This is a genomic window from Chryseobacterium sp. FR048 (assembly GCF_056844665.1).
Map to the genome: position 1 here is coordinate 158,528 of NZ_JBXDSE010000011.1, position 18,782 is coordinate 177,309.

General features: G+C 40.8%; 8 protein-coding genes. All 8 read left to right on the plus strand.

The annotated features are described in order from the left end of the window. The first annotated feature begins 756 nt into the window (after positions 1-756). Genes AC106K_RS24845 through AC106K_RS24880 form a run of 8 tightly spaced genes read left to right on the plus strand, consistent with a single transcriptional unit; the run spans position 757 to position 18,616 of the window. On the plus strand, positions 757-7,797 hold the full coding sequence (locus tag AC106K_RS24845; RefSeq protein WP_482448245.1) for an SDR family NAD(P)-dependent oxidoreductase: 7,041 nt from the start codon (positions 757-759) through the stop codon (positions 7,795-7,797). 19 nt (positions 7,798-7,816) lie between these two features. Continuing rightward, positions 7,817-12,082, plus strand: coding sequence for a type I polyketide synthase (locus tag AC106K_RS24850; protein ID WP_482448246.1), 4,266 nt, complete (start codon positions 7,817-7,819; stop codon positions 12,080-12,082). Continuing rightward, complete coding sequence (locus tag AC106K_RS24855; protein WP_002977699.1) at positions 12,070-12,369, plus strand: acyl carrier protein; 300 nt, start codon at positions 12,070-12,072, stop codon at positions 12,367-12,369. The genes AC106K_RS24850 and AC106K_RS24855 overlap by 13 nt, the downstream gene beginning before the upstream one ends. Further along, complete coding sequence (locus AC106K_RS24860; RefSeq protein WP_482448247.1) at positions 12,360-13,142, plus strand: alpha/beta fold hydrolase; 783 nt, start codon at positions 12,360-12,362, stop codon at positions 13,140-13,142. The genes AC106K_RS24855 and AC106K_RS24860 overlap by 10 nt, the downstream gene beginning before the upstream one ends. Next, positions 13,135-15,537: a glycosyltransferase gene (locus tag AC106K_RS24865; protein ID WP_482448248.1), complete on the plus strand. Its 2,403-nt coding sequence runs from the start codon at positions 13,135-13,137 to the stop codon at positions 15,535-15,537. Before AC106K_RS24860 ends, AC106K_RS24865 begins: the two co-directional genes overlap by 8 nt. Positions 15,538-15,540: 3 nt before the next feature. Next, positions 15,541-16,824, plus strand: a complete 1,284-nt coding sequence (locus tag AC106K_RS24870) for a condensation domain-containing protein (protein WP_482448249.1) — start codon at positions 15,541-15,543, stop codon at positions 16,822-16,824. Next, the gene (locus AC106K_RS24875; protein ID WP_482448250.1) at positions 16,821-18,071 is read left to right on the plus strand and encodes a condensation domain-containing protein; all 1,251 of its coding nucleotides are present in this window, start codon (positions 16,821-16,823) and stop codon (positions 18,069-18,071) included. The genes AC106K_RS24870 and AC106K_RS24875 overlap by 4 nt, the downstream gene beginning before the upstream one ends. Next, the gene (locus AC106K_RS24880) at positions 18,068-18,616 is read left to right on the plus strand and encodes a hypothetical protein (RefSeq protein ID WP_482448251.1); all 549 of its coding nucleotides are present in this window, start codon (positions 18,068-18,070) and stop codon (positions 18,614-18,616) included. Before AC106K_RS24875 ends, AC106K_RS24880 begins: the two co-directional genes overlap by 4 nt. Positions 18,617-18,782 lie beyond the last annotated feature (166 nt).

The window sequence follows — 18,782 nt, forward strand, 5'->3', positions numbered from 1 at the left end:
AAACAATTTTTTTATTCCTATTAAAATTATCAATTTCTTAACCTACCTGTACAAATAATTCACAAAACACATTTCCCTATTTTTCTTCTATATTATTACAATTCAGTTTCATGTGAAATAAATTGGAATTTTTACGATTTTCGGAAAGCCGATTTACAGACATTTAACCTCAATATTGGTATATTATTTTTTGGTAATATTAAATAAAACAAATCTCTTCTTTTTGAAATATTTTATTTTTTATTCCTATCTTTGCTTAACATTTCTTTAACTATAATTCTTTATAATTGTAGTTACTAGGATTGTGCCGGCTTGTTTATCATGAATAAGAAAATAAACTGTATACTTTAATAGCGTTTGAATAATTAACATTTGTTTGTTAAAAAATTATTACTAAATTGCATTTATGATTGAACATATATCATAAATTTATTATTTTTATTCACTCATAATAAGAAAACACTCTTTTTCCCTACAGGATTAGAGTTTTATTATGAAACCGTATATTATTTTCAATACTATAGATGAGATGAAAAACTTGACCAATGCAAGGCTAAAGCCTTATGAAAAGCCGAAAACCGACCTTACTCCCGACGATTCCCGGGCTGACAGTACTTTATTGAAAAATAATTATAAAAAAGACTTTATAATTAAAGATATAACAAGAACCAATTTTATTCGTTCATAGCAGGCATTAACTCTCTATATCAAAGAGTTGATGTTTGTGGTGGAATTTTTTACTAACATATCAACGCCATGAAAAACTTAACCATTATTGGACTAACGCCTTTTGAAAGGCCGGATGTCAATCTTATGCCTAAAATGCATCAGGCGGGTATATTTCCTGTTTTAAGCTTAGGGCATGAATTGTCAACTGCCGAGGAAGCTTTGAGCCTCCTTGACCAATTAGATATACCTTCGTATGGTATTTACATTTCTAACGAGATTTTTTTGGCACTTCAATTTCCCGAGAAAGTGACATTTGCCATCCTACCGTCCGGAATGTCAATTAATCAGAACTCAAACCTGAATCTTATCTGTCAGGTAACCAGTTTAGAGGAAGCAAGACAAGCGGAGCAAGCAGGAGCAAAAGGAATTATTATTAAAGGAAATGAAGCAGGAGGCCAAATCGGTTACGAATCTACATTCGTATTGTTCCAGCGCATTATCAAGGAAATAAAAAGCATTCCTGTATGGGTACAAGGAGGAATAGGACTCCATACCGCTGCAGCTGTAAAAGCTTTAGGAGCAACAGGAGTTGTTCTGGACAGCCAACTTGCTTTATTCCCTGAAAGCTCTGTCCCGCAAGATATTAAAGATTTATCATCAAAACTGAACGGAACAGAGACGAAGATCATTGCCAATCACCGCGTATTGGTAAGACCTAATTCCCCTTCATTACCTGAAGACATCACTGCTGAGGAACTCAAATCATATTTCACAGGATTGGATGTCAGTAAGAATTACATTCCGATGGGGCAAGACATCTCATTGGCAGTAGATCTGTATGAGGAATTCAGAACATTAAAAAAATTAACCTTCGGACTTAAAGAGGCCATGTACGGCCATCTGAAGCAGGCAAAAGCTCTTCAGGTGATCGATCAGAATAATCCGTTAGCTCAGGAACTTGGACTTACTTATCCGATTGCACAGGGACCGATGACCCGTGTAAGTGATGTTCCCGGATTTGCCAATGCAGTCGCAGAAGCAGGAGCCTTACCTTTTGTTGCCTTATCCTTATTGAAAGGAAACTCAGCAAAATCTTTGGTAATGGAAACCAAGGAGCTGGCAGGTAACAAAACATGGGGTGTAGGAATTTTAGGATTTGCACCTCAGGAACTAAGGGATGAACAGACTTCTTATATCCTTGAAGCGAAACCACCTGTCGTTTTAATTGCAGGCGGAAGACCGGCACAGGCTAAAGTATTTGAAAAAGCAGGAATAAAGACATTCCTACATGTTCCATCTCCTGCCCTATTAGATATTTTCCTTAAAGAAGGAGCTAAGAGCTTTATTTTCGAAGGCCGTGAATGCGGTGGCCACGTAGGTCCACTATCCAGCATGGTGCTTTGGGAAAAACAAATTGAACGTATCTTAAAAGAAGACCATCCGGAAAATATCAGTGTATTTTTCGCAGGTGGAATCCATAATGATTTCTCAACTGCATTCGTTTCTATCATGGCTGCTCCATTAGCTGCCAGAGGAGTGAAAGTGGGTGTTTTGATGGGAACTGCTTATCTGTACACTCAGGAAGCAGTACAAACAGGAGCTATTCAGGAAGAGTTCCAGCTACAGGCGATGCAGGCTAAGGATACTGTTTTATTAGAAACAGCTCCAGGTCACGAAACCCGTTGTTTAAATACAGCATTTGCCAACCACTTCAATACCGAGAAAGCTAAACTTTTAGCTGCCGGAACAGATAAAAAAGAAGTTTGGGAAAAGCTGGAAAAACTCAATGTAGGTCGTTTAAGAATTGCCGCTAAAGGAATCGAACGTCAGGGAGATCAGTTAGTGAATATTCCTAAAGACGATCAGCTGGATCTTGGAATGTACATGATCGGGCAGATTGCGACCATGCACAACAAGGTGCTTACGCTTGAAGAACTTCATCAGAACGTTAGCATCAACAACTACGAATATATTCAAAACGCTGAATTATCAGAATTACCAACATCCAGTGAAAAACCATTAGACATTGCTATCGTAGGAATGGAATGTATCTTCCCTGGAGCTAAAAATCTGGATGAATTCTGGAGAAATATTATTCTAGGAAAAGACAGTGTAACTGAAGTTCCTGACGAAAGATGGAACAAAGAACTTTATTATAAGCCGGATTCTGACGAAGCAGATGTGTCTCATTCAAAATGGGGTGGTTTCATTCCAAAAATTGATTTTGATCCATTGGCATTCGGTATTCCGCCACAGTCTCTTGCCGCTATTGAACCTACCCAATTGCTTACGTTATTGGTAGCAAAACGTGCGATGGAAGATGCCGGATATGGCGAAAAACATATCAATAGAGAAAACATCTCTGTTATTATCGGAGCTGAAGGCGGCAACGACCTTGCCAACAGCTATAGTTTCAGAGGATATTATAAACAAGTCTTCGGAGAACTTCACGAAGAAGTAAAAGAAGCTTTCCCACATACGACTGAGGACTCTTTCCCGGGTATCTTGGCCAATGTGATCGCAGGTAGGATTACGAATCGTCTGGATTTAGGCGGAAGAAACTTTACCGTAGATGCAGCATGTGCTTCGTCTTTAGCTGCTCTGGACTTAGCTTGTCAGGAACTTGTATTAGGAAAATCCGATATGGTTCTTGCCGGAGGTGCAGATTTACACAACGGCATCAACGATTACCTGATGTTCTCCAGTACGCATGCCCTTTCCAGAAAAGGAAGATGTGCTACATTTGACAGTGAAGCAGACGGTATTGCCCTTGGAGAAGGAATCGCTATCCTTGTTCTGAAAAGATATGAAGATGCGATCAACGATGGTGACCGTATTTATTCAGTAATCAAAGGTGTTGGCGGATCCAGTGACGGTAAAGCCCTTGGATTGACTGCCCCTAGAAAAGTAGGTCAGGTAAGAGCATTAGAACGTGCTTATACTCAGGCAGGAATTAGTGCTGCAGCTGTAGGATTGGTAGAAGCTCACGGTACCGGAACTGTTGTTGGAGACAAAACAGAATTAAGTGCCTTGACTAACTTATTCAGCCGTTCAGGTGCATTACCGGGACAAACGCATTTAGGTTCTGTGAAAACACAGATCGGACACACCAAGTGCGCTGCAGGATTAGCAGGTTTAATCAAAGCTTCTCTTGCGGTTTATCATGGTGTGAAACCTCCTACCCTTCACCTTAAGAAGCCGAACGCTTATTATAACGCACAAACCAGCCCGTTCTCTTTCCATGCGGAAACAGGATTATGGACTGAGAAAAACAGATATGCAGGAATCAGTGCTTTCGGATTTGGAGGAACTAACTTTCACACTGTCATTGCAAACCATCCGAAAAAAGATGACTCAATTGCGATGCAGTCCTGGCCTTCAGAATTATTCGTGTTCCGTGGAGATACGTATGAAGAGGCCAAAGAACAATCAAGCCAGATCAAAACATTATTGGAAATCAATGATGAAATTCCATTAAAAGATATTGCCTATAGTTTAAGCATCGCTTCAGAAAAACCAATTCAGTTCAGCATTGTTGCAGATAACGCAGTTGACCTGATGATGAAGCTCGAACTAGTATTGCTAGGGATTGAGACAAAAGACACTTTCACTGTTAACAAAAAAGAAGGTAAAGTAGCTTTCACATTCCCTGGACAAGGTAGTCAGAGAATCAATATGGCTCGTGACTTATTCGTAGTCTTCCCGGCTATGCGTCAGATTATTGACAATTATCCTGAGCTTGAAAAAGTGGTTTTCCCTTCAACAACATTCAATGAAGCGGATCTAAAACAACAGAAAGAAACCATTAAAGATACCCGTCTGGCACAACCGCTTTTAGGAATTGTTGATCTAGCATTGGCTAAATTCTTAGAATCATTGGGAATTATTCCTGATATGCTGGCAGGTCACAGCTATGGTGAATTACCGGCTTTATGTTTCTCAGGGGTATTTGCAGAAGATCAGTTAGTTGATTTAAGTATTCAGAGAGCTCAATCTATCTTAAACTCAGTTGAAGGTGGTGATCCGGGTTCTATGTTAGCTGCAAGTGCTACTCACGAACGTTTACAACCGATCATTGCAAAGGTAGAAGGATGTTATCCGGTTAACTTCAACGCTCCTACTCAATGTGTTATCGCTGGAAGTACGGAAGCTATCAATAAACTGCTGGAAGTCCTTAAACACGAAGGTATTTCTGCTAAAAAACTAGAAGTGGCATGTGCATTCCACAGCCCATTATTGGCAAAATCTAAAGGTTTATATGCCGATGTATTAAAAGATGTTCCTTTCCAGGAAATGCAGATCCCTGTATGGTCTAACACAACAGCAGAAGTATATCCTTCGAATCCTTCAGACATCAAAGAAAGATTGACTGATCACTTAGTTCAGCCTGTAAGATTCGTAGAGCAGATGCAGGCGATGTATAACGATGGAGCAAGAATCTTCATCGAGGTAGGACCAGGAAAAGTCCTTACAGGATTGGCAAAATCATGTCTTGAAAAAGATCAGTTGACTTTATACGTTGAAGACAGCAGCCGTAATAAGTTCACCCATTTACTTTGCATGTTGGCTCAGTATTTAGGAACAGGCCGCAGCTTCAATATTGAGAAACTTTTCGATGGCCGTTTCGTTCAGCGTGTTGACATCAATCAGCCTGAACTTTATAAGAAAAGCCCTGCCATCTGGCGTGTTAACGGACAAGCTGCACATCCGACAACAGGTTCATTGCCTGCTAATGGTGCACTCCCTATCATTAATCCTATTCCTATGAACAATTTTACTACTCATAATACGCAAGCTCCTGCACCGGAAGGCCTATCTACGGCAGAACGTATGCTGCAGGAATATTTGAACAGCATGAAACTCATGATACAGGCACAACGTGATGTGATGCTTTCCTTTATGGGACAGAATCCTCAGGTGAACCCGATGCCTGTTTACAATACTCCAATGCCGGCTCCTACACCTGAACGTACCATTCCGGTACAAGCAGTTCAGCAGGAAAGAACTGTTGCAGTGGCTGCTACTGCTGTTGCCGTAAAAGCTGCTCCTACAAGAGATATAAAAGCTTTATTACTACAGGTTGTAAGTGATAAAACTGGGTACCCGCAAGAAATGCTGGGTATGGAAATGGACCTTGAAGCTGATTTAAGTATTGACTCGATCAAAAGAGTGGAAATCATCGGAACACTTCGCAGCGAATTAGGAACATTAGCCAATGGAAACACCAATGAAGATATGGTGATGGAACAATTGGCGGCTATTAAAACTTTAAGCGGATTAGTTTCATGGCTTACTGAATTCTCTGGGGCTGAAACGACAACCACTCCTGAAAAAAACGGAACAGCTGCTGAAGTGGTTTCAACGCCACAGGCTAAATCTACATTATCATTAGAAGACCTTCAAAACGGTATTTTAAATATCGTAAGCGAGAAAACAGGGTATCCGAAAGAAATGTTAGGGCTTGACTTAGATTTAGAAGCAGACCTTAGTATCGATTCCATCAAACGTATGGAAATCATTGCTGATCTGAAAAACAAGATCGGTTTCGGAGAAAATCTTGAACAAGCCGATGATGTGATGGAAAAACTGGCAGCCATTAAAACCCTTCGTGGATTGGCAAGCTGGATCAGTGAAATGAGTGGTGACACTACTGAAACAAAAAACGAAGTAAAGGAAGAAATAACTTCTGAACCGACTAACAATGTATTATCACGTCTTCGTTTTGACATCACGCCTACAGATGCTTCTTCAGTACAAAATACAGAAGTTCTTCAAGGAAAGCGTTTCGCCATCACTCAGGATGACACTCAACAAACCTCAGCCATCAAAACTGAGTTGGAAAAACACGGAGCGATCGTAGAATTGGTAGACGCAGACAAAGATCTTTCCCATGTTGACGGATTAATCATGTTAGACCTGTTCTCAGCAACAGATAAACCAAGCATTATCGATCACGTTGATCTGATTAAAAAACTGGATTTCGATAAAGCAAAATGGGTGTATTTAATCTCTGATATTGCTGCTCATATTCAGGAAATAACTGATGTAAGTGTTCTACGTCATCATCAAGGGTATCCTGGACTTTTCAAAAGTTTGGCGAGAGAATTCGATCATACGACTTGCAGATTCATCAGCTTAAGTACTCCTCAGGAAGTAGATCAGATTGCTGACATTACTTTAAAGGAAATCTTAACCAACGATAAACCTGCTGAAGTTATTTATAAAAACGAGCAAAGACACAAGGTAGACATTATCCCTTCCCCATTGTCAACAAGTTTAAATGAAGCTCACATTCAGTTGGATCAAAAATCAGTGGTATTGGTACTTGGAGGGGCACAGGGAATCACTGCAGAATTGGTAAAACACATGTCTCAGGCATATCCATGTACTTATATTTTAGTAGGAAGATCAGCAGATCCAAGAAATGAAGCTTCTGCTAAAGAATTCGAAGGCATGAAAACTAAGGAAGAAATCAGAGCTTACCTGATTAAATCCGGAAAATTCACTTCACCTGCTGAGATTGAAAAAGAGACCACAAAAATTTATAAAAACAACCAGATCCTACGCACCATCCGTGATATGGAAGCGCTTGGAAACACTATTATCTATCGGTCTTTAGATCTTTGTGACGAAGAAGGATTAAGTAATTTAATCAGCAGTATTTATGAAAAATACAGCCGTTTAGACGGAGTGATCCACGGAGCAGGTCTTTTAGAAGATAAATTATTCAAACAAAAGACTACCTCTTCTTTCGGACGTGTATTCGATACCAAAGTAAAACCCCTTCGTGTATTGGCTGAACAACTTCGTACAGACTGCCAGTTCGTGGTATTATTCTCAAGTATTGCATCCGTATACGGTAACAAAGGCCAAACAGATTATGCGGCTGCCAACAGTGTACTGGATGATTACGCTAACGCTCTGAATAAAAGATTAAAAGGAAAAGTAATCTCCATCAATTGGGGACCTTGGAAAGGAGCAGGAATGGTTTCTTCCACCCTTGAATCTGAATACGAACGTAGAGGAATTTCCATGATCCCATTGGACGAAGGAAAAGAAATCTTCCTTAACGAAATAAAATACGGAACTGAAAGCCAGGTGCTTATCATGTCAGGAAATAATTGGTAACCCTCTGTATACACTAAGCATGAAAAAAACAGATGTTGCTGTAGTTGGACTATCCTGCGTCTTTCCCGGGGCGCAGGATGCCCAAACTTTTTGGCAGAATATTGTCAATAAAGTAGATTCTACCCAATCCGCTCCGGCTGATAGGATAGATCCGGTGCATTTTAGCGATGCCACCAACCCTGTCGATCGTTTCTATTGCAAACGAGGCGGGTTTATTCCTGATTATGAGTTTAATCCTACCACTTTTGGGATTTTACCCCTTGCCGTGGAAGGAACAGAACCCGATCATTTACTGACCCTTGATTTAGTTCAGAAAGCTTTAGAAGATGCCGGAGTATTTCAAAAGAATACTTCCCTTGAAAAGACCGGAATTGTCATCGGGAAAGGAAATTATACCGGGCCGGGAGCTACCCGTGCCATTGAAATTGTAAGAACCGGAGAACAGATTTCCTCTTTATTACAGGAATTGCTGCCTCAGGTATCTTCTGCTGATATTGAAAAAGTAAAACATGCTTTCCAGGAACGTAAAGGACGTTTCGCTGCCGATACTGCCATGGGATTAATTCCCAATCTGGTAGCTTCATTGGTAGCCAACCGTTTTGATCTTGGAGGTGTTGCTTTTACAGTGGATGCCGCTTGTGCCAGTGCTTTAATCGCTGTAGATCATGCTGTACAGGAACTTCAAAGAGGACGTTCTGATATGATGATCGCCGGAGGAGTTCACACCGGACAGAATGCTGCTTTCTGGAGTATTTTTGCTCAATTGGGAGCTATGTCCCGCCAGGAACAGATCAAGCCGTTCAGTAGGGATGCTGATGGACTGCTGATTGGAGAAGGTTGTGGTTTCGTTGTGTTAAAACGACTGGAAGACGCTGTTCGCGATCAGGATAAAATCTATGCGGTGATTAAAGGTGTGGGCGTAAGCAGTGACGGTAACGGAACCAGCGTGATGAGCCCATCCGTAAAAGGTCAGTTGAAAGCTTTAGAACAAGCCTGGATCAATGCTGATCTGGATAAAAATAAAGTAGGTTACCTTGAAGCCCATGGTACCGGAACTCCGCTTGGAGATAAAACAGAACTTCAGACCTTAGCACAGTTCTTTGGAAAAGAAGAAGCGGCTCCGGTAGCAGGAATCGGTTCTGTGAAATCCAATATCGGACATGCCATGCCGGCTGCCGGAATTGCGGGATTGATTAAAACATGCCTGGCTTTACACCACGATACTTTACCACCAACATTGTACTGTGAAAATCCGACTGCTGACATGCAGAACACAAGATTTGAACCGGTACAGGAAGCTAAAAACTGGTCAAAAACCGGATTACCAAAAGTAGCCGCGGTAAACGCTTTCGGATTTGGAGGAATCAATGCTCACGTTGTTCTTGAAGGCTATGATATGCCGAAAAAAGACAAAGTATTGCTATTGGCAAGACCTACGCATGCAGAATTAATTTCTGCATTACAAAATAATGATACGACTTTAGGAGAAGGAGATTTCAGAGTAGCGATATTTGATCCGACTCCTGCAAGAATAGAAAAAGCCCTTAAAATTGTTTCTAAAAACCTGATCTGGAAAAATAAACAGGATATTTGGTACACTTCTAACCCATTATTAAAAGATGGCGGCAAAGTAGCCTTTGTATTCCCTGGTTTAGATGGTCTGGCAAAAGGTGAAGTAGACAGCGTTAGCCATTATTTCGGATTAACAGCGCCTATAGAAACTGAAGGTGAAGGGCTTTTAACCGATGCTTTAAACATCTTCAACAACTGTAGTATCCTTGACAATTCATTGAAAAAACTGGGTATTATCCCAGACATGAATGCAGGACACAGTTTAGGAGAATGGCTGGCAGGCTATTCATCAGAGTTAGCAGAGGCCAATTCTGTAAAAGCCTTAATCGATGTTCTGAATCCTGAAACTTTTGAACTAAAAGATTCTAAATTCATTGCCATCGGAGCCGGAATTGATGTTGTACAGCCTTTTATTTCTGAAATTTCAGACCTGTATATTTCTAATGACAACTGCCCTAATCAGGTGATTCTTTGTGGTAGCAATGCCGCATTGGATGAATTGGTTCCGTTATTAAAATCAAAACAGATCTTCCATCAGGTACTGCCGTTCCAGTCTGGATTCCACTCTCCATTTATCGCTGATAAACTGGATGTAATCCTTGCCGGAATGGAAAAAGCACAGTTCCAGAAAACGAAGATTCCTTTATGGTCTGCAACTACTTTAGCACCTTATCCTGCAGATCAGGCAGCGATCAGAAAACTGAGTGCGGAGCATTTGGTAGAACCTGTTCGTTTCCGTGAACTGACAGATAAACTATACGAAGAAGGCGCCAGAGTATTCATTCAGGTGGGTACCGGTGGTCTGCTCGGATTTATTGATGATACCTTGAAAGGAAAAGCATTTAGTACGATTCCTTCCAGCGTTCCTGCCCGTTCTGCATTGGCACAGCTACAACGTGTTGTCGCTTCGTTATTTGTAGAAGGGAAAACCATTGCTCTTGACTTTTTAGAGCTTCAACAGCCATCAAAAAAATCATCAGGAAAAGGCATTAAACTGGAATTAGGCTCACCTATTATCCGAAACTTTAAAGAAGTAAAAGCCTTAGCTCAAGCCTTTGAAACACCAAAACAATACACTGCCTCAGCTTCAGCCAGGACTGCTAAAAGTGGTCATCCGCTGGTACAGGCATTCCAGGACAATGTTAATGATATGATCCGTATGCAGGAAGAAGTATTGACTTTATTCCAAAACCGTCCGGAGATTACCCTTCCACGTCCTGCTCAGGTGGCTCCTGTAGCACAATATGCTGCTACACAAGCACCAAGAAGTACAACCTTCACAAAAGATCTGTACGTAACACTGGAAAGCCATCCGTACCTGATCGATCACAGCTTATTGAGACAGCCTAAAGGATGGGCTCATGTAGCCGATATGGAACCGGTAATTCCGATGACCATGATCTTTGAACAGCTTGCAGAAATTGCAGAAGCAGAAATCCCGGGAACGCAGGTTCATAAAATCATGAACGTAAGTGTATTCCAATGGATGAACGTAGCGCAGCCTTTTGAGAAAACCGTGAAAGGACAATGGCGTGGGGAAAATCATGCGTATCTGGATATTGAGAACTTCGCCAATGCAGAAGTTACCTTAAAATCAGGTCCTGTTCCTACTCCAACCTTCAACCTTTCCATTGGTGATCTTTTACCGATTGAAAGAACCCCTGAAGAAATCTACGACATGCATATGTTTCATGGTGACAAATACCAGGGAATTACTGAAGTTTCAGCGGTTGGAACCAAAGGAATCATAGGAAAGATCAAAGGAAACGGCGGAAAAGGATCTCTATTGGATAATGCCGGACAGTTATTTGGGCTTTGGCTGCAGCTTACTTTAGTGAAAGACCGTATCGCTTTCCCGGTGAAGATCAGAGATATTGAATTCTTCGGAGACATGCACGATCAGGAAGGTATTTTTGAATGTACCTGTATGCAGACTGAGCTTAATGATGAGTTTGCCATTGCTAATATCGTTCTTAAAAGAGACGGAAAAGTATGGTGTGCCATCACAGGCTGGCAGAACAGAAGACTGGAAATTGATGCCGCACTATGGAATGTTTCCATGTCGCCATTGCATAACCGTCTTTCTAAAGAGATTGCTCCTGAAGTATTTTTCTTCCACCAGGCCTATACCAGAGTTGCTTCATGGGATTTTATCCTGAAAAGATATTTCAACCAGACAGAAAAACAGCATCACCAGCAATTATTACCCAACAAAAAGAAAAACTGGATGGTAAGCCGTGTTGCCGTGAAAGATGCCGTGAGAAACCTTCTTCGTCAGGAAAAAAATCATGCCTGCTTCCCGATCACCTTTGAGATCCGTTCCGATGAAGTGGGGAAACCTTACCTCATCAGTGATTTTACAGAAGACATTCATATTTCACTCGCTCACAAAGGAAAAGAAGCTGTGGGAATTGCGAGATATGGTAAATCTGTAGGAATCGATATGGAGCTTATGGAAGAACGCAGCGAAGGATTCTATGATCTGGTATTTACAGACAATGAATTAGCCTTATTAAAAGGAAAAGATCAGGCAGAATGGACCACCCGTTTCTGGGTAGCCAAAGAAGCCTACGGAAAATTCTTAGGAACCGGATTGAAAGGAAATCCAAAAGCCTTCGAAGTAGAACAAATAAAAGACGATCACTTGTGGATCAACAACATTGAAATCAAAACTATTAAACATAAAAATTATATTATCGGATGGACACTGTAAACGCAACATTAAAAATGAACCACGAAGAACTTTTTACTTTATTAAAAGGTTTTATTACTGAAGTGATAGGTGCTGAATTTGTAGAGGAGATGGACATTACTCCGGAAAGTTCATTCACCAAAGATCTTGAAATGGACAGCATCGAGATTGTCTCTTTCTCTGAAAAGATCAAGGCGCATTTTGGCGATCAGATCGACTTTACAGGTTGGTTATCTTCTATGGATCTTGACCAGCTTATTAATCTTGACCTTAGTATGATCATCAATTATATCTACGAATGCCAATAATCACTGTCAATAACAGACAAGTTCATATACAGGAACTCAATAAAGGAGCCGAACAAACCGTGGTCTTAATCCACGGTATGTTCAGTAACCTGTCCATTTATTATTTTAATATTGCCCCTATTCTGGCAAAACATTTCCATGTGGTGATGTACGATCTGAAAAGTCACGGTATGAGTGAACGCTTTTTGGATGGGTACGACCTTGAAAACATGTCATCCGATCTGATTGGTTTAATAGATCACCTTCAACTGGAAAAAGTACATCTTGTAGGCTATAGCTTCGGAGGTCTTATTGCTTTAAAAACAGCATTGAAATACCCTGAACGTATTAATCAACTGGTGGTGATGGAAGCTCCGGATCCTCAGGACGAAAAAGCCCGTAATATCATTGATGAGTACAGCAAGGAATTCCTTGAGCATTATGTAGCCAATTTTACAGATACTACCAAAGTGCAGATGGGCAAAAGACAAATGGAAAAGAACCATCGTATGTATGAGTTTCTGTTTAATCAAACCAGCATCAAAGCAGATATGATTAAGGAAAAACATTTCCTTGGGGAAGCCGATTTCAATGGATTGACCGCTTCCACTTTATTGCTTTACGGTGCTGATTCCAACTGCAGACCTACAGGAGAATGGCTGCAGACTCAAATCGGTTCATCCGAACTTGAATTAATCTCCGGCGATCACAATATTCCGATTCAGGAACCTCAGCTTATCGCAGAGACGATCGCTCAGTTTTTATCTAATATTTTAACGAAGAACCATGGCTAAATTTGCATTTATAGTTCCACCCTTGACAGGACATGTCAACCCTACCCTAAGCATCGGTGCTACTCTGTTGGAAAGAGGGCACGAAGTAGCCTGGATCAGCCTTGACCCGACTTTAGAGGCTAAACTTCCCGAAGGCGGAAAATTATTACTGATCCAATACGATCAGACCGACGCAGAAAAGAAAGAAAGCGAACAGTATCTCGATATTATTTCCAAAAAAGTAGTCTACGGAATCGACAGCGTGAAGTTCCTTTACGAAGAAGTTCTTATTCCACTGAACAGACATTGCTATAATGGAATTGTTGCTTTATTAAAAACATATCAACCTGATTTAATCATTGGTGACCACCAGTTATTTGCAGCTCCGGTAGCTGCCAAAGCATTAGGAATTCCTTGTGCTACTTCCGTTACCGCTCCGGCTGCCATTAAAATCATGAATGAACTGCCTAAAGTTCACGAATGGGAAGTGAATCAGATCATTGATCTGCAGAAAGAATTAGGCTTTAATGAAGAACGCTCTTTAGCAACGTCAGATCTTTTAACCCTTGTTTTAACCTCGAATTATTTCTTTGGGGAAATGGAAGATCTGGAACCTCAATACAAATTCACAGGACCCGTTCTTACCGAGCGTCGTATCTCTTGTGAGTTTGATTGGGACAGATTGAAAAGTGCCACCAACAAAAAGATTTTAGTAAGCATCGGAACCACTTTCGATCACGATCATAAAAAAGCATTCTTCCAAAAGGTTGTGGATGCTTTTAAAGATGAAGATTTAACCGTTGTTGTAGTTTCTGATCCACAGCTTTTCGAGCAATGGCCGGATAACTTTATGGTCTATCAGCAGGTTCCTCAATTGGATCTGTTACCTCATCTTGATGGCGTGGTTTGCCATGGCGGTCACAATACCGTTTCTGAAACTTTATCCAACGGAATTCCTTTAGTCGTGATTCCTATTGCTTATGACCAATCGCATGTTGCAGGACGTGTGGTGCGTACGGAAGCAGGTGAGAGACTGAATTTCAACAGATTTAAAGCCCATCACCTGAGAGAGGCTGTACAACAAATATTAAATAACCCGAGCTACCGTGAGGCGGCTCAAAAAGTAGGACAATCTTTTATGGAAGCAGGAGGTGCAGCTACAGCAGCTAATTTATTGGAAGAAGCCATCACAAAGGCTTCAAAACCGGAAAAACCATCTAAATTTTTATTCGTTGTTCCGCCGTTTTTCGGACATGTGAGCCCTACATTAAGCGTGGGTGCCAGTCTGATTGCCCGTGGCCATGAAGTAAAATGGTTTGGAATTACGCCTTTAGACAGCAAACATATTCCGGAAGGAGGATCTTACTTCTATCCAGAAGAAGATCTTATTCCGTATCAGGATGAAATCGCCCGCATTTTAAAAAGACAGGATGACGGTCCGGCTTGTTCAGGTCCTGAAGTGATGAAATTAGCATTGGAAGAAACATATGTTCCTTTCGCTAAAATGATGATTCCTGGATTAACGCGATTAACAGAAACCTGGATGCCTGATGTGATCGTGAATGACTGTATTACTTTTGGAGGTGCACTTTTCGCTCACAAACATAATATTCCTTGCGTAACGACTACCCCTGTTCCACCGGACGTGATGGGAGACACTGAAAAAAGTGCCCCTAAAATCTGGGAATGGCAGCAAAACCTCATCAAAGACCTGCAAAAAGAAGTAGGCATTCATGAGGAAGGTATTTACATCCATTCGCATAAACTGAATATGGTCTTTACATCACAAGCCTTTGCCGGTTTTGATACTGTACCATCGCATATGAAATTTGTAGGCCCTGTAAAAGGTCGTCCGAACGATGCTCCATTTGACTGGGATAAATTAAATGCTTCTACCACTCCAAAGATCTTCGTATCGCTGGGAACTTTACTGGTAGACATCAGAAAAGCTTTCTTTGAAAAGATTATTGCTGCATTTAAAGATCAGCCGGTAACCGTGATTGCCGCTACTCCACCGGAAATCTTTGAAGAATGGCCGGAGAACTTTATCGTGAACAGCTTTGTTCCTCAATCTGCAGTGATGCAGAGAATGGATATAGTCATTTGCCACGGAGGTTTCAATACCGTAAATGACACTTTCCGTAACGGATTACCAATGTTGATCACGCCTATTGCTTATGATCATTTCCATATTGCGAAATTAATTGAGCAGGCAGGTTGCGGAATCAGCATCCGATACAAGAGACTGCGTGTAGAAGCTCTTCGTGAAACCGTTTTTGAATTATTGGAAAACCCTAAATACAGAGCTGCCGCTCAAGAAGTTCAAAATACGTTCAATCTTGCCGGAGGTAATGATAAAGCGGTAGAATTACTGGAAAACTTTGTACAGGAACATTCCACATTAGCGTCTGTATAGCCTATGAACCAACCTATTAAAAGAAGATTATTATTTGGTGAGCGAATGTTACTGGGAGACGGAACAGAACCGTTCAATGCGGTGATCCCTTTCAGGCTCAGAGGTACCTTTGCATTAAAGGATATCCAGCAGGCTTTGGCCCAGATCCAACAAAAACATCCGTGGTTAAGAGCCCTTATTGCTCACGATGATAAAAATATCCCTTGGTTTGATGTTCCTGAAAACCCGATCTCCATTCCGGTGCGTATTATTGCCAGACAAGGAGAAGATCAGTGGCAGGAAGAATCCAAAAGGGAATGGAATACTTTATTCGATCCTAAAAAATTACCTCTTATCCGGTTTGTCTGGATTAAGGGGGAAGACGTTTCTGACATGCTATTTGCGTTCCACCATTGTTTATGTGATGGTGGTTCTGCAATGGCTTTTCTTTACGAGTTTTTAAAAGTACTGGATAATCCCAATGCAGATATTGGAATAGAAAACCCTATTCTAGGTATTGAGGACGTAGTTCCTGCAAATATTTTAAACAGCCGGAAGAAAAAATTAAAAGCCAAATTCATCGGAAGATTAGCGGCTACAGCCATTAAGGTGATTCCTACCGGTAAAAAATCTATTGACCGTCAAAATGATTATTTAATCAATTGGAAAGTAGATGAAACTGTAAGCCAGCAACTGATTTCCTATTGCAAATCCAATGGCGCTACCGTAAACACGTTCTTAAGTGCTGCTTTGCTTCAGGCTTTCAAAAAAGTAAAAGGAACCGGAGCTTTTAATAAGGTTTCCTGTCCTGTAGACATCAGACGTTTTGCTACCCAGGTTAAAAGCGATCATATTTTTGCTTTTGGACTGATGATCGTAGTTTCCGCCAATGAAAAGCTGAGCTTTATAGAAAATTTACATGCGATGCAGGCTTCTGTAGAACGTAAAACCTCTAAGCTTGACCCTTATATTACCATGATGGTGATGGAATCCGGACATGATGCGCTGAATAATTTCACCAAACTTTTAAAGAACGGAAAATCCTCTAATGACTGTATGTTTTCCAATCTGGGACGCATTCAGATTCCTCATGAGTATAAAGAATTTAGTGTAGATACTATCTTCAGTCCGTCGGTCATTGGTCCGTTAGGAAATACAACAACAATGGTAGTTTCAACGTACCGTGGAAAAATGGATTTTTCATTTGTAGGAAGTGAAGGGTATTTGCCGTATACCGATGCTCTCGCCATCCGTGATGAAGTTATGAAGATTATTAAAACTCAACTGGAATATATAGCCGTATCATGATCAAAAGAAAACTAATGATGGTGGAAAGGATCATGTATGTAGATTCCGAAACGCCCGTAAACTGTATATTTGCAGCCAAAATAAAAGGAGAACTTCCGGAGCAGAATTTTAAAACTGCTCTGGAAAAAATCCAGCAGAAACATGCGTTGTTAAGAGTGGTTATAGACTCTAAAACTGAGAAATATCCCTTTTTTACAGAAGAAAAAGAGATTGCTCCTATCCCACTCCGCATCGTACAAAGAAAAACAGACCAGGACTGGTTGACAGAGTCTCAAAAAGAATGGAAAATTTTATTTGAGGAAGAAAAAGCACCGCTAGCCCGTGTAGTATGGGTAAGAGGACAAGATGTTTCTGAAGTATTTTGGGCCATCCCTCATTGCATTTCAGATGGAACCACGGGAGTGACTTTAATGAAGGAACTGCTTCAGCTTTTGGACAACCCTGCTTTGGAATTAGAACCTTATGAACCTTTCACTTCCGTAGATGAATTTTTACCTTCTAACTTTAATGTAAAAAGTAATAAATTCAAAGCTAAACTTTATCTGACCTTTGCCAGGTTCTTCTTTATGCTTCAGCAAAAAAGTAAGAAGAGAAACCTTGGGAAAGATTATGTTCTTCACCAAAAACTGGATCCGACCACCACGGCTCAGATCACTGAAAGATGTAAAGCCAATGGCGTTTCCGTACATGCTTTATTGTGTTCTGCATTTATGCAGGCATTCCAGGAAGTAAAAGGAAAAGAAGCCAAAGGGAAAGTCATCAGTCCGGTGGATGTGCGTCATTTTATTCCGGAGATCAAAGAGGATCATTTATTTGCCTTTGCTCCAACGGTTGATCTTGTGATTAAAAAAGGAAGTTCTGATCTGTTGGGCAACGCTAAACACATTAAAGAAGACCTTGTTCAGAAAATAGGAAAAATGGAAGCCCGCGAACTGCTGTGGATGGGTGAACAGATGCACCCGATTGTTGATCGTATGATCTCCATGCTGAAATCAAGCAATGGCGGCCATGATGTAACCTTATCCAATATGGGCAGGATCAACATCCCGAACGAGTACAAGAACTTCAGCATTGAAACCATTTTCAGTCCTACGGTAGCCTTCCCATGGCTGAACTCAAACACTTTGGTCACGAGTACGTACAATCATCAGATGGATTTTATATTTTTGTCCAACGAAGACTTCCTTCCCAAAGCGGAAGCCGCTAAAATAAAAGAGAAAGCCATAGCGCTAATGACCACCTCATGAAATTGAAATTTAAGCCGAAGCCGCCTAAAAAGCTCAAAAAAACTACCCTTAAACGCTTTCTCATCAAGCGTACAATTTATTATGTCCTTCCGAATGTATTTTTCAATTTCATCATCGCCTATGCCAGCTTCAAAGAATTAGGCTACACCCACTTTTTCTCCGGCGAACAGAATCTGGCCCGCCTCACCCTACCCATGGCCTTATTTCTCCCCGTTGTCCTCACCATAGACATCATCAAAAGAGTAACCGATGCCGCCGGACAAGGCGCCATTGAGTTTACCGTAGATGAACAGTTGAACATAAAAAAGTTAATGACTAAACTGAGTATTCTGCATGGCGTGATTACCTGTTCTTTGGTCTTAGCGATGCTTTTTTTAGGACAGTATAATTTTTCGAAGGATTATAAGCTGGATGCTACGGCGATGGCTGTTGTTGTTGGGATATTGGCAGGAGTGCTGTCTGTAGTGTTTGTGTATTTGCCGGTGTGGAGATTGAGGAGGTGGATGTGTAGGAGGATTATTAATACAGTAGTAACAAGTGAATAATGAATTGTACAACTTCAATTAAAAGTTAGAATCTGATACCACTAACCTTTAATTGAAGTTGTATTAATATTGACCTAGTAAATTTAAACATTCTGTTTTAATGCTATCAAATTCTTCTTGCGCATCAATTTCATTAAATGAAAATTCAATTCTTGAAAGAAGATTT

Coding starts and splice junctions, on each gene's coding strand:
- AC106K_RS24845 (WP_482448245.1), top strand. CDS start 757: ATGAAAAACTTAACCATTATTGGACTAACGCCTTTTGAAAGGCCGGAT.
- AC106K_RS24850 (WP_482448246.1), top strand. CDS start 7,817: ATGAAAAAAACAGATGTTGCTGTAGTTGGACTATCCTGCGTCTTTCCC.
- AC106K_RS24855 (WP_002977699.1), top strand. CDS start 12,070: ATGGACACTGTAAACGCAACATTAAAAATGAACCACGAAGAACTTTTT.
- AC106K_RS24860 (WP_482448247.1), top strand. CDS start 12,360: ATGCCAATAATCACTGTCAATAACAGACAAGTTCATATACAGGAACTC.
- AC106K_RS24865 (WP_482448248.1), top strand. CDS start 13,135: ATGGCTAAATTTGCATTTATAGTTCCACCCTTGACAGGACATGTCAAC.
- AC106K_RS24870 (WP_482448249.1), top strand. CDS start 15,541: ATGAACCAACCTATTAAAAGAAGATTATTATTTGGTGAGCGAATGTTA.
- AC106K_RS24875 (WP_482448250.1), top strand. CDS start 16,821: ATGATCAAAAGAAAACTAATGATGGTGGAAAGGATCATGTATGTAGAT.
- AC106K_RS24880 (WP_482448251.1), top strand. CDS start 18,068: ATGAAATTGAAATTTAAGCCGAAGCCGCCTAAAAAGCTCAAAAAAACT.